This window comes from Microvirga massiliensis (assembly GCF_001006805.1).
In the GTDB taxonomy this organism is placed as follows: Bacteria; Pseudomonadota; Alphaproteobacteria; order Rhizobiales; family Beijerinckiaceae; genus Microvirga; species Microvirga massiliensis.
Map to the genome: position 1 here is coordinate 152160 of NZ_LN811356.1, position 16602 is coordinate 168761.

Sequence of the window (16602 nt, forward strand, 5' to 3'; positions counted from 1 at the left end):
GATCGCCTGGTCGGAACTACAGAGGGCAAGAATGAAGGTTGATTCGTCCTCCCTGGAAGGGAGAGTTCGGCCGTTCCGTTCCAACAGGACAGCGCGCGCGACCGATGAGTCGTCCGGCCTGTCTCGACCGGAAGGTGCCGCTTTGAAGAACCCAAGCATCCGGGGCCCATCGGGAGCGACTCGGCGGCGGGTTCTCCATGTCGGCTCGGGCGCTGCCTCGGACGGCCGACTGCACGCGATCTTCCGCAGCGACCAATGGGCGGAGGTTCGCCTCGACGTCGATGTTGCGACCGATCCCGATCTGGTCTGCTCGGTGACGGACATGTCGGCGGCGGTGGAAAATGCCGCCTTCGACGGGATCTGGAGTTCGCACAATCTCGAGCACGTCAGAGGGCACGAGGTTCTCCCGGCCCTGCGGGAGTTCGTTAGGGTTCTCAGGCCCGACGGCTTTGCCCTGATCCGTTCGCCCGATCTTGAATCGGTCGCCGAACTGATCCTGCGGGACGGAATCGATTCAGTCGTCTATCAGTCGCCGGCCGGTCCAATCACCCCGCTCGACATGCTGTACGGCCATCAACGCTCGATCGAGCAGGGCAACGAGTTCATGCGGCATGGTACCGGCTTCACCCAGGACCGGCTCGGGCGTCTGCTGATCGAGGCCGGCTTCGAGGAGGCACGAACCACGCGGACGCCGCAACTCGAGGTCTGGGCCGTCGCATTCATGCCGGCGGCTGACGTAGGGGGCATCGTCGACGTGCTCGCGCGAAGCGGTCTCAACTTCTCGCTCGACGAGGAGACGAGGAAGGCATCGTGACCACGGAGTTCGAGGTCGGCGGTCCGCTTTTTGCGCCGGCCCTGTCCCTGGATCCGGTCCAGCATGCGGGATCTCTCGAGCGGGAGGCCCTTTCGGCCTTGCGCCAGTCGCGTTTCGTCGATGCCTATGCGCTGGCAGATCGCCGGTGCCGGATCAGACCCCTTGCCTCCATCGAAGCATTTCTGCTGCGCGCCTCGGCCTTGGCCGGGCTTGGGGAGAGCGATGCCGCGCGCGAGGACCTTCGGCTGGCTTTGTCCATCGATCCGGACAATCTTGCCGCCAACCGTCTGCTCTTGAGATCCGGTGAGATTGGCGAGCGCCTCGAGGCAGCCCGGAGGATTCTTGCTCGTGAGACGGACTGGAACAATCTCCAGCAGGTTCTGCGATTCCTGAACCGTACGGGTCAGGGCCCCGTCGGATCGTGCAGGCCGGGTATCGAGGCCATCGAGGGCTGGGTCGCTTGGGTGGATGGCGATGAGCCTACGCTGATCGTCGAGGGAGATATCTGGTCGGGTCAGATTTGCCTTCAGCGGGACGAAGGGCATCCCCTCACCGACCCGCAATACGCTGCCGCCATGGTCAGGATCCCGTGGTCACAGGTCGGGGACCATGTCACCCTGCACTTTGCGGGGAGGCGGGGTGCTCTCGTCGGAGCGCAGCACACGAGAGCGCGGCGTACGCCGCGCGTCGTGCCCCCCTTGACCACCTGGACCGAAGGTGTGCGGCAATATACGAGGCGGCGCGTCGCCGTGATCGTTCCGGTCTATGATGACTTCGAGGCGACACGTCAGTGTTTCGACGGTCTCTTGGCCGATCGTCCGATGCTCGTCGAGCGTCGCATCGTGGTCATCGACGATGCTACTCCGGACTTGCGTATCGCAGCCTATCTCGACAACCTGCATGAGCAGGGTGCGATCGAGCTCTTCCGCCATCGCCGGAATCTCGGATTCGCGGCGAGCGTCAACACTGCGCTCGATACCGTCGGTGACGAGGACGTATGTCTCCTGAATGCGGATACGCTCGTGCCGCCGGGCTTCCTCGACGCTCTCAGTCGGTCCGCAAACGTGGCTCCGGACATCGGAACGGCGACCCCCCTTTCCAATAACGGCGAGTATACGAGCTTCCCGGCTGCGTTCCGGAGCAACGACTTGCCGGACGCCACTATGGTCGAGCGACTGCACCGGGCCGCCGCGAGGGCTAACGCCGGATTGAGCATCGAACTGCCGAACGGCATCGGCTTCTGCCTCTACATTACGCGTTCGTGCCTGCGCGACGTGGGGAAGTTCAGCTACCACTTTGGACGCGGCTACTACGAGGATGTGGAATTCTGCTTGCGTGCAAAGGTAGTCGGCTGGCGGAGCATCTGCGCTGCGGATGTATTCGTTGGACATGCCGGAAGCAGGTCCTTCAAAACCGAGAAGGCGCCGCTCGTCCATCGCAACGCCAAGGCGATCGCGGCAGCCTATCGCGGCTTTGACGCCGCCGTAGCGGCCTTCGTCGACCAGGATCCCCTGAAAGGGGCGCGGCAGGCACTGGAACGAGATCTCCTTCCCGGCTCCGAACCCTTCATTCTGCTGGCTGTGCCGGAAGACACGGACCGTTCGTCCGTGGAGGAGCTGGTCGCATCCGAAGAGGCGGCCGGCGAACCCGTTGTGGTCGCGCGTGTCGGAACAGGGGCTGGGCGGATATCTGTGCGCTTGCGCAACAGCAAAGGGCAGGTTCCGCAGAACTTGACCTTCTCATACGCATGGCAGGACGCGACACGGGGCTTCGGGCAGGATCTCGCGACAATTCCCGTGAGCCGTTGTGTTGTGTGCGATCCGTCGCGAATCCCATCGGAGGTCCTGACAATCCTGCCGTCCGCAGGAAAAGCTCTGACGGTGCATGTGCATGATCGGGGATTGCTGTGCACGATCGCGCGCACCGAGCGCGGCTGTCCGGTCTGCCAGGGGCCATGTATCTGCGACATCGAGGGTCTTCATCGGGCTCGTCGCCCCGCCGACGCCAAGTCCGATCAAATCGCGCTGGTGACACTCCTGCGGTGCGCCGAATCGATCATCGTTCCCGACCGTCGCGTGAAATTCGCGCTCGAACGCCGGATCCCTGGCCTCGCGAATGCGATCAGGGTCGTGGAACCGGCGCCGGTTCCTCCGACCGTCCGCGAGCATTCGACGCTGCCCCGCGTTGGCGTCTGGGGCGACGGAGCCCAACCCGCCGTGGTCGACCTCGTTATCGAGATTGCGAACGTCTTCCAGCAGGAGGACGATGGCGCGAGCCTGATCTGCTTCGGCGAGACGCTGCGAGATCTCGTGCTGAAGGCCGCCGGCCCGGTGTTCGTAACGGGCGAGGCGGAGTGCGGCGACGCGCTCCATCTGGCGCGCCGGCTTTCGGTCAAGAAGATGTTCTTTCCATCGCGCCGTCTCGAGCCGCCCGCTGCGATGACGCGGCTGTGCAGCAGTCTCTCACTCCCCGTCGCACGCTTCGGCGAACCCGAGAACAGAAGAGACCGGGACAATCTCTATTTGCCACGCTCCATGAAGGCACGTGAGGTTGCGCGGGCGCTCCATGCCTGGGCTCATGCCGCATGAGCAACCGGGCCGGACAGCGTGCCATGCAGGCTTATGGGACGATTCCGCTTCTCGACATGGTTCGGGCGAGTGAGCGCTACTTTACGGGGCATGTCTTCGACCCGGTCAATCCCGACTCGCGGTACGTTGTGGAAATCTGCGCCGACGGAGAACCACTGGCGCTCGTTCGCGCAGACCGCTTCGTGCGGACCCTTTTGGACCGGGGCTGCGGCGACGGGTGCTACGGATTCGTATTCGAGCCGACAGCAAGGCAGCTCGAGGGACGCACGCTACTCCACGCCCGTCTGGCCAACTCGGATGTCGCCGTTGGGGAGCCCATCGACCTGCAGCTCGATCCTGCCCAACTCAGCACACCGACTCTCGGCCGTGTCGAGTGGGTGGGCGGACTTCGTCTCGTGGGGCAGGTGCGCGCTCAGCAAGATCGGTTTCCACCCGTCGTCAGAGTCTATGAGGGTCTCGATCTCCTGGCCGAAGTCTTGCCACAACAGTGGACTTCGTCGGAACGTGCCCGGAACCCGACCGAGCAGCCGTTCGACGTGACATTGCCGACCGATCTTGCAGACGGGCGCGTCCACGAACTGCGCATTGAGACCACGTTCGGTGATGAGCTAGAAGGCAGCCCACTCTTCGTTCTCGCCTTCGAGGACGGGCTCGTCCGATACCTGGAGTCGCATGGCGGGCCCGTCTGTGAAATGCAGCGCGCCCGATGGTTCGAGCGCCTCTTCCCGATGTCGCTGCCTTTCTCTTCCTATGACGAGTGGTGCGGTCGGTTTCCGCCCAATCTGACGGAACCAATGCCCGAGACGCCCGTGCGTGTCGTGATCATCGGTGGTGAAGACGACGGCTCCGAAGCCTTTGAGAGACTCGCTGAGCAAACCCATTCCGCATGGAGCGGAGCGCTCGTGATCTCGCCGGGATCCGATGGAGAATTCGGGTGGGCCGACGTAGGAGAGGCGCTGAAGGCCGACCGTGAGGGCGAAGAAATCGCGATCCTGACCACGAGCGATGTGCACCTCTATCCGGATGCGATCGCCAAGCTGGCCAGGACCCTGCGAGACGCACCGCAGGCGAGAGCCGCCTATTGCGATCTCGTCGCCGACGATGGTGATGGCGAAAAGCCGCTCTTCTTCGGCTCCTTCGACTACGAGCGGATGTTGGAGCAGGGCTACGCGGCCCGTCTCTTCGCCGTCAGGATCGACGATCTGAACTTAGGTTCTACCGAGAGCCTGTCGCTTCCGCGGCTTCTGCTTTCACTGTTCGACCAGTCCGGTTCCGATATTCAGGGCAAGGTCGTCCATGTGCCGGAATGCCTCGCTCGGGTGCCGCGCAGGATGCTATGGGACGGAGATACGCTGAAACGCGCGGTGGCGGATCACCTCACGGTGCGAGAGGTTCCAGCTAAACTCTCGCTCGGGACGGAGGCCTTGTTCTCGCAGGTCCGCGTGAGCCGCTCATGGGAGGCATCCGAGAGGGTCTCCATCGTCATCCCGACTCGGGACCGGCCAGGGTTGCTCAAAGCGTGTGTGGAATCCATCCGAGCGCAGACACGCCATGTCCAGTACGAGATCGTCCTGGTGGATAATGGATCGGTCGATCCGGAAGCACAGGCTTTCCTCGATGAGCTTGCAGCAGCGGAGCACGGTGTCGTGATCCATGCGCCCGGGCCGTTCAACTACTCCCGTCTCAACAATCTCGGAGTGGCAGCCGCCAGTGGATCGTTCGTCTGTTTCCTGAACAACGATACGGAGATTCAGGATCCTGATTGGCTTCTGGAGCTTGCCTCCCGGCTGGTCGAGCCTTCGACGGGAGCGGTGGCTCCCGTGCTGACCTGGCCAAACGGGATGGTTCAGCACGGCGGGGTGGTGCTCGGTCCGAATTTCTCGGTCGCGCATGCCTTCAATGATTGTTCCCGGGAGGATGCCGGCTACGGCGACCTGCTGCGATCCGCTCACGAAACCAGCGCCGTGACCGGTGCTTGTCTCATGATGCGCCGCGCCGATTTTCTATCCCTCGGAGGGTTCGACGAGACGGCGTTTCCTGTCCTGTTCAACGACGTCGATCTCTGTCTGCGCTTGCGCGCGCAGAACAAGCGAATCGTGGTGACGCCGCATACCCGGTTGCTGCATCACGAGGCTGCTTCGCGCAGCCAGGATGAAAGTAAACAGCAGGTGAGCCGCTTCCGACGGGAAAGCAATCTGCTTCGCCAGCGCTGGGGAGCGGTGCTGGCAGATGATCCCTACTACAATCCCAATCTTGCTCTCGACATCTACCCGTTCTCGGGCCTTGCTTGGCCCCCGCGTGCTCGGTCAGCACGATGAGCGAGATCTCCAAAGCCGTGCCAGCAATCCTGTAACGTGCAGGACGATTTCGCCCCGCGCGTCGGCAGTTCGACGCGTTCCTTATTCATTGCGAGGTTATACTGGAATGTCGAAAAAGTTCATCGTAACCGGTGGGGCCGGGTTCATCGGCTCTGCCGTGGTCCGCAAGCTCATTGCCGAGACACCCCATCGCGTCCTAGTCATCGATAAGCTGACCTATGCGGGTAACATGGAATCCCTGCATCCGGTCAGTCAAAGCGATCGGTTCAGCTTTCATCGCGTGGACGTCGCCGATGCACGGCGTATCCAGCAGCTGGTGGGGTCGTTCGAGCCCGACGTGATCATGCACTTGGCTGCAGAGAGTCATGTCGACCGCTCGATTGATGCGCCTGGAGAGTTCGTTCAGACCAATGTGGTTGGCACCTTCACGATGCTGCAGGCGGCGCTCGCCTATTGGCGCGGGCTCGATGCAGAGCGCCGCTCGACTTTTCGCTTTCATCATATCTCCACGGATGAGGTGTTCGGGAGCCTCGGTCCGGAAGGATTTTTCCATGAAACTTATCCTTACCAGCCGAACTCTCCCTATTCCGCATCGAAAGCGGCCTCCGATCATTTCGTGCGTGCGTGGCATCACACCTTCGGATTGCCCACGCTGGTGACGAACTGCTCCAACAATTACGGTCCATATCATTTCCCCGAGAAGCTCATTCCGCTGATGATCATCAACGCGCTCGAAGGGAAGGCATTGCCGGTCTACGGACGTGGAGAGAATGTCCGGGACTGGCTCTATGTCGAGGATCATGCGGATGCACTCATCCTGGTAGCGGAGCGTGGGCGTGCCGGAGAGAACTACAATATCGGAGGATGGAACGAGCGCAGGAATATCGACGTCGTATCGGAGATCTGCACTTTGCTCGACGAACTGGCCCCCAGTTCATCGATCGGACCTCGCCACCAGCTCATCGAGTATGTCACCGACCGGCCGGGGCATGATCTGCGCTACGCGATCGACGCCAGCAAGATCGAGCGGGAGCTGGGCTGGCGCCCTGCCGAAACTTTCCAATCCGGCCTTCGCAAGACAGTCGAATGGTATCTGGAAAACCGGGGCTGGTGGCAGCGGGTCCGGTCCGGCGTTTATCGCGGAGAGCGTCTCGGCATCGCCGTTTGAGACGGAACAGACATAGCTGAAAGGAGATCCCAGTGCTCGAGGTCGAAGAGACGGCAATTCCCGACGTCAAAATACTGACGCCAAAGCGGTTCGGTGACGAACGGGGCTTTTTTTCCGAGACTTACAATCAAGATCGTTTTGCTCAGGCGGGCATTTCGATTGCCTTTGTTCAGGACAATCATTCCTGGTCCGCCAAGGCAGGCGTTGTTCGTGGACTGCATTTCCAGTCACCACCCTTTGCCCAGGACAAACTGGTGCGCGTGGTTCGTGGCCGTGTGCTCGACGTGGCGGTTGATATCCGCCGCTCCTCGCCGACATTCGGCCGGCACGTGGCCGTTGAACTCTCGAGCGAGAATTGGCGGCAATTGCTGGTGCCAGTCGGCTTTGCCCACGGGTTCTGCACGCTCGAGCCTGACTGCGAGGTCGTCTACAAGGTATCGGGCTATTATTCCGCGGCCCACGATCACGGCCTGGCGTGGGACGATCCTGCGCTGGCGATCGACTGGCCCGTTGCTGCTGATGCGGCCATCCTCAATGACAAGGACCGGAAGCATCCGCGGCTTGTTGATCTCGAATCTCCCTTTTCCCAAAGACGGGTGGCGCAATGAGAATGCTTGTAACGGGCGTCGCCGGGCAGGTCGCACGGGCGCTCGCGGAGCGCGGTCCAGAGCACGGCATCGCGGTGAGCACGATTGGTCGTCCCGTGCTCAACTTGGCCGACCCGGACAGCGTGATGGATGCGCTCAGGCCGATCGAGACGGACATCATCGTGAACGCGGCAGCCTATACAGCCGTCGACGGGGCTGAGACGGACCCGAAGACCGCCTACGCCGTAAACGAGATTGGCGCCGGAGCGGTGGCCGCCGCGGCACGCCACAAGAGCGTGCCCATCATCCATCTGTCTACCGACTACGTCTTCAATGGCCAGAGCGACGAGCCATATCGTGAGGATGATCCCGTCAGCCCGCTCGGCATCTACGGTCGGTCCAAGCTGGCCGGCGAATACGCAGTGGCGGATGCGCAGCCCGACCACGCCATCCTTCGCACCGCCTGGGTGTTCAGCCCATTTGGCAAGAACTTCGTCAGGACGATGCTCCGTCTCGCCGAGGAGCGGGACGAGGTCGCCGTGGTTGCAGACCAGCATGGCTCGCCCACGGGCGCTTACGATATCGTAGACGGCATCATCGCAGTTGCCCGCAACCTTCTAGCTTGGCCGGATGATCCTCGTCTGCGAGGCGTGTTCCACATGACGGGAACAGGCCACACCACATGGGCCGAATTCGCGCGCTTCATCTTCAAGGTCTCCGCAGAATCCGACGGACCGAGTGCACGGGTACGATCGATCACGACGGCTGAATATCCGACTCCAGCGGTCAGGCCCGCGAATTCGTGCCTCGACTGTTCCAAGCTCGCGGCGAACCATGCGGTCGTGCTACCGCGGTGGGAAATTGCCGTTTTTCAATGCGTCCAACGGCTCCTCCGGGAGCGCCTCGAGGAGACTGTATAATGAAGGGCATTATCCTGGCCGGGGGCTCCGGCACGCGGCTGCATCCGATGACGCATGTCACCTCGAAGCAGCTGTTGCCGATCTACGACAAGCCGATGATCTACTACCCCCTGACGACGCTGATGCTCGCAGGCATTAGGGAGATCCTGATCATCTCCACGCCGGATGACCTGCCGCGGTTCAGGCAGCTCCTCGGCAGCGGTGATCAGTGGGGCATTCGGCTATCCTATGCTGAGCAGCCCAAACCGGAGGGGCTCGCGCAGGCCTACATCATCGGCGCCGAGTTCGTCGCCGGCGGGCCGTCCGTTCTCATTCTGGGCGACAATGTCTATTACGGTCACGGCCTGACCGACCTGCTTCGCTCTGCTTCGGGACGTCGGACCGGAGCCTCAGTCTTTGCCTATCATGTAAACGATCCGAAACGGTATGGCGTCGTCGAGTTCGACTCCCAGGGGCGCGCGATCTCGATCGAGGAGAAGCCGTCAAGTCCGCGCTCGAATTGGGCCGTGACGGGCCTGTATTTCTACGACGAGCAGGTGGTGGACATCGCAGAGGGCTTGCGTCCGTCGGCACGCGGCGAACTCGAGATTACCGACGTGAACCGTGCCTATCTCGAGCGAGGACAGCTACAGGTTGAACTCATGGGACGTGGCTATGCCTGGCTCGACACTGGTACGCCGGACAGTCTCGTCGAAGCTGCGGAGTTCGTCCGGGCTCTCGAGAAGCGGCAGGGATTCCGGATCGCCTGTCCCGAGGAAATTGCCTTCACAGCCGGCTGGATCGACCGGACACAACTCGCCAGTTTGGGAGCCGAACTCGCCAAAAGCTCCTATGGCCAATATCTGCTTCGGATCGCCGCGGAGGCGGCGACTAGGGCCTGACAACAGGAGAGAGCGTTATGGCGTTGCTGCATGCGGGTCCTTCAACAACTGAAGGATTCGCATCGCGACCGGCCAGGGCACGAACTGCTCGATCCGCAGAAGAACGTTCTCTCCATAATCTTCCATGGCCTGAATCATTGGGGCAGCGTGCTTGGCTTCAATATTCTCAGGCTGAGGCGAATGCCTGAGGCGAGCCACGGTCCCCCTCTGCTTAGCACCACTGAGTTTGGCGCTCATCTCGGTACCCAGGAGGTCGGACGCAGATACTCCCAAGGCGCGGCCGAGCGCCTCGAGATGGCCTGGACGCGGTAATGAACGCCCCTGACGATAATGGATCAGGTTTGTATCGTCGAATCCCTCGCCGTTCGGCAATTGCTGCCGGACGCGCCGAGCTGTTTCTGCGATCGTCAAGCCCTGGTGTTCCATGATTGCCCGCAGGCGCTCGGCAAATTGAGCCTTCTGGAGCTTGCTGCGCGCTTCTCGCGGCAACGCAATCTCAGAAGCGCTGTTGCTTGCCATCATCGAGTTTCCTCTCCGTCACCAACTCAATAATTCTACTTCAAGCTCTTAGGGTCAATCGTGAAATCTGGCTGCTCCCACTCGGGACAACAGGATGATTGCCTGAAAGCTCGCACCCGTGCCTTGCATCGGCCGTAAACCGCGACTACGAACCGCGTTTCAGTCCAACACTCAGTCGTGTCTCGCAGATTCTGCGGTCATGCCCATCTTTGATCCTGAGATCCTGAGTTTGGTCTCAAGGCCGCCAAAGAATTGTCACGATTTGTCAGGGATTGAAATCAGCCGATTGGCCTATCGATGTAACTGTTCAGGATGGGAAAACTCGGCCAAATGGCCTATATCATGGATGGCCCGTGGTAAGGCTGAGGTTCTCACGGGCTTGGGGCGTATCCTGCAGAATGGAAGTGCGTGAACTGAATGGATCGCCCCGGCATGACGTGCCCATGAAGCCAACCACGAGCTTGCCCAGCCGCGGAAAGTCAAAAATCTCCTGACACTGCGGAAACCGCACGGTCGATCCCGTGTCTGCATGCCTCCGGGCAGGGTTGCTCAGGTTGAACCGTGAGTCCTGACTGGGTCAGCTCGAGAGCACAGAGCGCGTGATTTTGGAGGCCAACAGAATTCTACTCAGAAGAATCGCCAATGCCGTGAAGGTAAGCACGGATATTGCGCTATTCCGTCTCAATCCCGCCGGAACACCATGTTGGCCAGATACCCGAAGAGCAGGGCGACAAAGGCCGTTGAAACGCCGTAGATCAGCGAGTTGTCGCGCGCGATTTCGCCGACCCGCTGTTCGAAGCCGGTCTTCACGAGCTCGAAATGCGTCTGTGTTCTAGTCAGGACGACGGAGTCGGCGAACAGGACGATCTCGATATCGTAGTTCCCCGGCGGGGCGATGGCCGGCAGGGGGATGCTCGCGCGAAAGATCGTGGGCGTCAGGAAGGCGACGCCGCGCTCTTCCTCGACATAGAGCCCGTCCTCTGACTTGAGGCGCAGAAGGGCCTCCCGGAACGGCTCGTCGAGGGTCCCGCGATCATTCGTGAAATCGGGGGCGCGAACGATGGCTTGGAGCCCGATGCGCTGGCGCATCTGGATTTCGGGGCTCGCGATCTCCGCGAGCGGGCGGGACGTGAAGACGCCCAGATAGGACGGCGCCTCCGGGAACTTCTGCTGGTCGCTGTTGATCCAGACCGGCCCCATCCGCTCCTTCTCGCGGACAACGAGATACTGGCGGGGGCCGCGCACGGTGATGACGAGGTCGTATTCCGCGGCCCGCGGGACTGTCTGGGCGTCGCGCTCGATCGCGCCGAAGATCGCGATCGCCGCCCCCGTGTAATTCGACGTGATCGCCACGCGGTGGCTCGAGAGCGAGGTCACGAGGTTCTCCGCCTCGGCCCCGGGTGCACCGAGCAGGGCGGCCGCAAGCAGAAGCGCTCCGATGATCCAGCCGGTGAACAAGCCGCGATGCCTCTCGGAACGGAGAGGGTTCCCCGCCAAGAGCTTCCTGACCCCGCGGATCATGTGCGGCTCTCCTGGACGGTTAGCGCGAATGGCTCGTTGGGCTGCAAGATCAGCTCGACGGCGAAGCGCAGGCCGACGCCGAGGAGCAGAATGGCGAGCAGGAAGCGGAAGAGCTCTGCCCGCAGGTTGCGGCCTGCCCGGGCGCCGAACTGGGCGCCGAAGACACCGCCCACGATGAGAAGGATCGCAAGGACGATATCGACCGCCTGGTTGGCCACGGCGTGCAGGATGAGCGCAACGATGGTCGTGCAAAGGATCTGGAAGTGCGAGGTTCCGACGACGACTGCCGTCGGAACACGAAATACATAGAGAAGCGCCGGGACCATGATGAAGCCGCCGCCGATGCCGAGCAGCGCGCCGGCAAACCCGACGAACAAAGCCGTGCCCAGAATCGGGATTACGCTGGCGTAAAGCCGTGAGCGGGGGAAGCGCATCCGGATCGGCCACCCCAGAAAGGACGCATGGCTTCCGGCCCGGCGCCGCGGCAGCCTGACGCCGCGGCGGGATGACCAGAACTCCCGGATGCTCTCCTTCAGCATCAGCGAGCCGACGACCGTGAAGAGGCTGACATAGGAGATGACGATGACGAGGTCGAGCTGTCCGGCGCGCCGCGCCGCGGCGAAGAACCAGACGCCGAGTGCCGATCCGACAAAGCCGCCGACCACGAGCATCATGCCGAGCTTCACGTCGAGCGCCTTACGGCGCACCGCGGACAATGCATTCGTCATCGAGGACGCAACGATCTGTGCGGACTGAGTTGCGACCGCGACGGCCGGTGGGATGCCGAGGAAGATCAGGAGCGGCGTCATCAGGAAGCCGCCACCGATTCCGAACAATCCCGAAACGAACCCGACCGCAGCGCCGAGCCCAAGGATCAGGAGCACACTGACCGGCATCTCGGCGATGGGCAGATAGACTTGCACCCCAGGGCTCCTCGCGGGTGACAGAGGAATGTCAGGACCCGACCACGCGATCCGGAATCCCCCTGTACTCCCATCAACACACGATCCCGACCTCCGGGCAGGGATCGCCCAGGTGGGGCCGTATAGAACGGAATGGAGCCGGCAATTCACCAAGCCGTGAGGTCCGGGAAAATACCCCTGGCCACACGAACGGATGAATTCCGGCCATGGCTGGTCTTTTGCCTCATCGACCCAACAGGCGCGAATCGGCGTTTCGAAGCATGGAGAATCGAGTGTGAACGGCGGTTGACTGCCGCTCGGGATCAGAAGCAAGGCGACATTCTGCTCCGGGGAGCAAGTCTCCCCGTCAACGTCTCTCGCTCAGCCCGCGGCGAGTGTGCCCGAGAGGATCATACGCCAGCGCCCAGGACTTCCTGAGAGCGGGCCGGAGCCTTCGCCTGCAGAGATCCCTCGTTGGCGTCCGGCTCGGCGGGTTTCGGATGCCAGGTTTCGGCCTGACTGCGAGCGGTCGCGAGTTCGGCAGGCTGAAGGCGGGTGGCGACCTCATCGCGCTTGCGAGCGGCCTCCTCATCGCCCTGAGCTGCCGCCAGGGCGAACCAGAGATACGACTCGGCGAAATCCGGCGAGGTGCCGAGGCCGCGCGCCAGAAGAACACCGAGGTTGAACTGGCTGTCGCGCAGGCCGTGCTCGGCGGCGCTGCGGAACCAGTGAAGGGCCGCCGAATAGTCTGGCTTCCCGTCGATCCCTTCAGCCAGGAGCACGGCCAGATTGTGCATGGCGCGGGTGTTTCCGCCTTCTGCGGCCTGCTCGTACCAGTGGCGGGCGAGTGCGACGTCACGCCCGACCCCCGTTCCCTTTTCGAAGAGGTTGCCGAGGCGGAACTGGGCGGGGGCGTAACCGATCTGAGCAACTCGTTCGAACAGACGAGCGGCGAGCGCTGGGTCCCGCGTCATCCCGCGGCCGTCGAAGAGTCGCGATGCGAGGTCGTGGACGGCGTCGGGCTCTCCCCTGAGGACCGCGTCCCGGCTCGATTCCGGAAGAGGGCTCGGGAGCTCGACCGCGGCGAGGTCGGCCAGCCTGGCAGGCGGCTCGACGAGCGTGCCAGTCGCGGCCGGAGACTCCTTGGAAGGGATGGTCCGCACTTCGGAGCTGTCATCCGATATGGCCGGGCGGGACGCCAGCGTCGCCGCTGCCGGAGTGCCCTCCGGCACGGCATCGGCGGTCGTGCTTTCGCCGGTCGGGTCGGCTTTCAGCCCGTTCGTGATCTGCACCGCGCCGCCGGCGAGCGCCGCCGCAACGAGGCCGAGGACGAGGGGCTTGCGGCCATGATCGAAGGTCTGGCGGATGCGCTCGATCAGGGTCTGGTTGGGAATCAGCGGTTCCCGGGGCGCATCTACATTCGGCTCGGCAGGGGGCGCCTCCTGCGTCCGCTCCGGGCTGTTCCGGCGCGATCGCCGGGCGGCCGCAATCAGGCCGGCGCGCAGGGTGCTGGGGCCGGCATCATCCGGGACCGCGACCGCCGAACTCGGGATGGGCCGTTCACCCGGCTCGAGCAGAACATCGCCCGGATCGTCCGCCCGAGGTGTCGAATCACGCAATGATTCCGCCTGCGCCATGGCTGCTGCGTGGAGTCGGCGGACGGCAGTCTCGAGACGGACCGCTGGCGGCGCATCGGCTCCGGCCAGCTCGCCGGGCAGGCCGGCTGTGCCGAGGCCGGGTTGGCTGCGCAGGACCAGCGTCTCGAGCGCGTTGTGCACCGCCTTGAGCGTATGCTGCGTGCGCTGCTCGGATTCGGCATGAAGGGCCTTGAGGGCTGCGAGCTCGGACCGGATGGTCTCGAACTCGGGCGGCAGGCCTCCCGTGCCGAGAGCGGTCTCCTGGATCGCAGTGCGCGCGGCCCGTTCGGCGATCGCAACGGCGTCCTCGTGCATCCGGCGGGACGCATCGGTAATCTCGGCCACGGCGCCCTGGAGCGATTCTCCCGTCGGGGTGCGGGCGAGATAGGCCGTCATGGCACCGATCTGCTGAGACATGTGGTCGAGAGCTGCCCGGGCCTGGGCCGGATCGAACTTCTCGTCCAGGCTGCGCAGCGCCTGCTCGACGGAGGCCAGGGCATCGCGGCCGACGCGCTCGCCGAATTCCCGTAGAAGATGTTCGACAGCCTCCGCGTCGAGCCTCTCGCTGATGCGTTCTCCGATGCTCCTGAGCATCAATTCGAGTGCGGCCGTATCGGCCTGCTGACCCGCACGGGCGACATCGTCCGCGATTCGGTCGAGCCGCTCGAGCAGTCGTGACGACGGACTCGTCAGCTCGCTCGCGATCTGATCGATATGAGACGTGAGGCCGTCGAGGGCCGCCGCAGGCGGTTGAGCCTCGAGCGTGGAAAGGATCCGGTCGGCCTTCGCAGGAAGGGATGCGAGCTGATTCAGGCTTTCGAGAACCGGGCGGGAGGTCGCCTCTACCTGTGCCGCGACCTGGTCTATTCCGGACGACAGGCCGGCGAGGCCGGCATTGAGGGCTGCGCCCTGCTGGTCGAGCTTCTCCAGAACCGGGCGTGAGGCCGCCTTGACCTCCGAGAGGATCCGATCGGCCTTCGATGAGACGCCGGCAAAGCCGATTTCGAGAGCTGCTCCGTGCTCGTCGAGACGCTCCAGCAACGGCCCGGGGGCAGCTGCCACCTCGGCCAGGATCCTGTCGGTCTTCGACGAGAGTCCGGCGAAGCCGACATCGAGGGCCGCGTCGTGCTGAACCTGCCCGGATGCCAGACCTGCCACGCCCTGTTCGAGCCTGGCGAGCGTCGCGAGCAACCCTTCCGGGACCTTCACGTCCGGGCGGGCGAGGAGTTCTTGGATGCCGTTTCGGAGGCCGTCGAGGCGGGCCGGCAGGCCGGCCGACATGGCGCCGACGCGCTGCTCCAAGCGCCCGAGGCCAGCTTCGAGGGAGGCGGTGTCGGAAGGGCGTTCGAGCAGTTCCTTGACGGAAGCCTGGACCTGGTCGAGCCGGCCGGGCAGGTCGGCCGTGCCGAGGGCCTTGATCGAGACCTGAACCTGATCGAGCCGCGCCGGGAGGTTGGCCCCGTTCAGCGTCTTCACGGCATCGAGGCGGGAGAAGATCTCCTCCAGGCCCTTTGCGAGCCCTGCAAACTCCTTGCGTCCGACCTGATTCAGCCGGAGCTCGGCTAGGTGCCGGCCGATCGTCGCGACTTCCTGGGAGAGGGCATCGATCCGGCCGGGTTCGGCGAGCTGAGCAATCTGTGCCCGCAATGCGAGCAGGCTGGCGTGCAGGTCGGAGAGCCCGGTGTCGTTACCGGCCGGGGCAGCGAGCTCTTCGATCCGGGTCTGCAATGCACCGAGTTCGGCTGTGAGATGCTCGCGGAGGCCTGCGCCGCTCTGCTCCGCCAAGATGGCGAGTTCCCGCTTCAGGTCCTCGGTCTTCTGCGTGAGGGCAAAAAGGTCCCCTGATCGTGAGGCGATGAGGTCGGACGTGATCTGGCGCAGGCCGGCCTCGAGTTCCTGGAGGGCGTCGTGGGTCGCGAGACCCTCGATGCTCGCGCGCAAAACCTCAACGTCGGACCGTAACGTCGCGACGGCATTGGCCCAAGCCTTGTCGCGGCCGGGATCGAGCTTCGCAGACAACGAGGAAAGGTCGTCCCTCACCGTTTCGAGCGCGACGCTGACGCCATGATTCTCCTGGAAGGCTCGTGCCGCCGTTTCCGACGACCGTTCGAGGCCGGTCTCGACCGCTTCCAGGCGGTCGCCGATGACCGAAAGCACTGCGGCGAGGCTCGTGGCCAGCCGATCCTGCTGCTCGACGGCCGTCACCGAGAATTCCCGGGCCTGATTCTCCGCGGAGGCAAGCCGATCCATGACCGCGTCGAGGGCTGCGGCGAGACGGTCGAGATTCGGGCCACCCTGGCGCACGGGGTCCGGAGCGGCACCGGGCATGGAGGCCGGCCGGGTCATGCGGGCGACGATGGCCTCGAGCGGAGATGGCGCCTCGTGAGCGCTCTCGCGGGATGGCATCTCGGCCCATTCGTCCCGACTCGCCCCCGGTCGGCGTGCGGCTGGCCGCAAGGCCGGATCGAGGTGTTCGATGTTTGGGGGGGCGTTGCGTCTCATGCCGCCGCTCGGACTGACCTGACCTGCGCAGCGTCGGATGACCTGCGCCCGTGCCCAGCAGATCCACCGAAAGCGGGGAGATCCGGCGCCGGGTCGACAGGGGAGGTTTCGCGGATTGTGGTAAACGCGAGGTTAAGCTCGGCCATTTGGCCGTACGAGTTTTGCCCTCGAGGGCTTTATTTTGGGTCCATATTACCGTTAGTAACATGCCCCAATGGTCGTCTTACTCCCGCTGCGGCATCCGT

11 protein-coding genes are annotated in these 16602 nt (G+C 63.6%); 7 read left to right on the forward strand and 4 right to left on the reverse strand.

Translation table 11 applies throughout. From position 1 onward, the window contains the following. Positions 1–31 precede the first annotated feature (31 nt). From BN1233_RS21200 to rfbA, 7 genes are all read left to right on the forward strand, one after another. On the forward strand, positions 32–814 hold the full coding sequence (locus BN1233_RS21200) for a class I SAM-dependent methyltransferase (RefSeq protein ID WP_082145569.1): 783 nt from the start codon (positions 32–34) through the stop codon (positions 812–814). Then, positions 811–3402: a glycosyltransferase gene (locus BN1233_RS43140; RefSeq protein WP_048708582.1), complete on the forward strand. Its 2592-nt coding sequence runs from the start codon at positions 811–813 to the stop codon at positions 3400–3402. Before BN1233_RS21200 ends, BN1233_RS43140 begins: the two co-directional genes overlap by 4 nt. Further along, positions 3399–5720 carry a glycosyltransferase family 2 protein gene (locus tag BN1233_RS21210; protein ID WP_048708580.1) on the forward strand — a complete coding sequence of 774 codons (2322 nt, stop codon included), beginning with the start codon at positions 3399–3401 and terminating at the stop codon, positions 5718–5720. Before BN1233_RS43140 ends, BN1233_RS21210 begins: the two co-directional genes overlap by 4 nt. 106 nt (positions 5721–5826) lie before the next feature. Further along, a complete protein-coding gene (gene rfbB, locus BN1233_RS21215) occupies positions 5827–6888 on the forward strand; it encodes a dTDP-glucose 4,6-dehydratase (protein ID WP_046865610.1) in 1062 nt (353 codons plus the stop codon). Positions 6889–6920: 32 nt separating this feature from the next. Then, positions 6921–7496: a dTDP-4-dehydrorhamnose 3,5-epimerase gene (rfbC, locus tag BN1233_RS21220; protein ID WP_046865611.1), complete on the forward strand. Its 576-nt coding sequence runs from the start codon at positions 6921–6923 to the stop codon at positions 7494–7496. Further along, a complete protein-coding gene (gene rfbD, locus BN1233_RS21225; RefSeq protein ID WP_046865612.1) occupies positions 7493–8395 on the forward strand; it encodes a dTDP-4-dehydrorhamnose reductase in 903 nt (300 codons plus the stop codon). Before rfbC ends, rfbD begins: the two co-directional genes overlap by 4 nt. After that, positions 8395–9276: a glucose-1-phosphate thymidylyltransferase RfbA gene (rfbA, locus tag BN1233_RS21230; RefSeq protein WP_046865613.1), complete on the forward strand. Its 882-nt coding sequence runs from the start codon at positions 8395–8397 to the stop codon at positions 9274–9276. The genes rfbD and rfbA overlap by 1 nt, the downstream gene beginning before the upstream one ends. Before the next feature lie 15 nt (positions 9277–9291). Here the strand turns inward: rfbA and BN1233_RS21235 are convergent, their stop codons facing one another. The 4 genes from BN1233_RS21235 to BN1233_RS21250 form a co-directional block, all read right to left on the reverse strand. Beyond that, complete coding sequence (locus tag BN1233_RS21235) at positions 9292–9798, reverse strand: helix-turn-helix domain-containing protein (RefSeq protein ID WP_046865614.1); 507 nt, start codon at positions 9796–9798, stop codon at positions 9292–9294. 678 nt (positions 9799–10476) lie between these two features. Further along, the gene (locus tag BN1233_RS21240) at positions 10477–11316 is read right to left on the reverse strand and encodes a TIGR02186 family protein (RefSeq protein WP_082145570.1); all 840 of its coding nucleotides are present in this window, start codon (positions 11314–11316) and stop codon (positions 10477–10479) included. Further along, positions 11313–12239 (reverse strand): sulfite exporter TauE/SafE family protein, encoded by a 927-nt coding sequence (locus BN1233_RS21245; protein WP_046865615.1) that lies wholly within the window; start codon positions 12237–12239, stop codon positions 11313–11315. Before BN1233_RS21245 ends, BN1233_RS21240 begins: the two co-directional genes overlap by 4 nt. A gap of 389 nt (positions 12240–12628) precedes the next feature. Further along, complete coding sequence (locus BN1233_RS21250; protein ID WP_046865616.1) at positions 12629–16357, reverse strand: SEL1-like repeat protein; 3729 nt, start codon at positions 16355–16357, stop codon at positions 12629–12631. Positions 16358–16602: the final 245 nt, after the last annotated feature.

Bases quoted from the DNA above. Each gene is read 5' to 3' on its own strand.
- BN1233_RS21200 (WP_082145569.1), top strand. From the start codon at position 32: ATGAAGGTTGATTCGTCCTCCCTGGAAGGGAGAGTTCGGCCGTTCCGT.
- rfbA (WP_046865613.1), top strand. From the start codon at position 8,395: ATGAAGGGCATTATCCTGGCCGGGGGCTCCGGCACGCGGCTGCATCCG.
- BN1233_RS21250 (WP_046865616.1), bottom strand. From the start codon at position 16,357: ATGAGACGCAACGCCCCCCCAAACATCGAACACCTCGATCCGGCCTTG.
- BN1233_RS21240 (WP_082145570.1), bottom strand. From the start codon at position 11,316: ATGATCCGCGGGGTCAGGAAGCTCTTGGCGGGGAACCCTCTCCGTTCC.
- rfbB (WP_046865610.1), top strand. From the start codon at position 5,827: ATGTCGAAAAAGTTCATCGTAACCGGTGGGGCCGGGTTCATCGGCTCT.
- BN1233_RS21235 (WP_046865614.1), bottom strand. From the start codon at position 9,798: ATGATGGCAAGCAACAGCGCTTCTGAGATTGCGTTGCCGCGAGAAGCG.
- BN1233_RS21210 (WP_048708580.1), top strand. From the start codon at position 3,399: ATGAGCAACCGGGCCGGACAGCGTGCCATGCAGGCTTATGGGACGATT.
- rfbD (WP_046865612.1), top strand. From the start codon at position 7,493: ATGAGAATGCTTGTAACGGGCGTCGCCGGGCAGGTCGCACGGGCGCTC.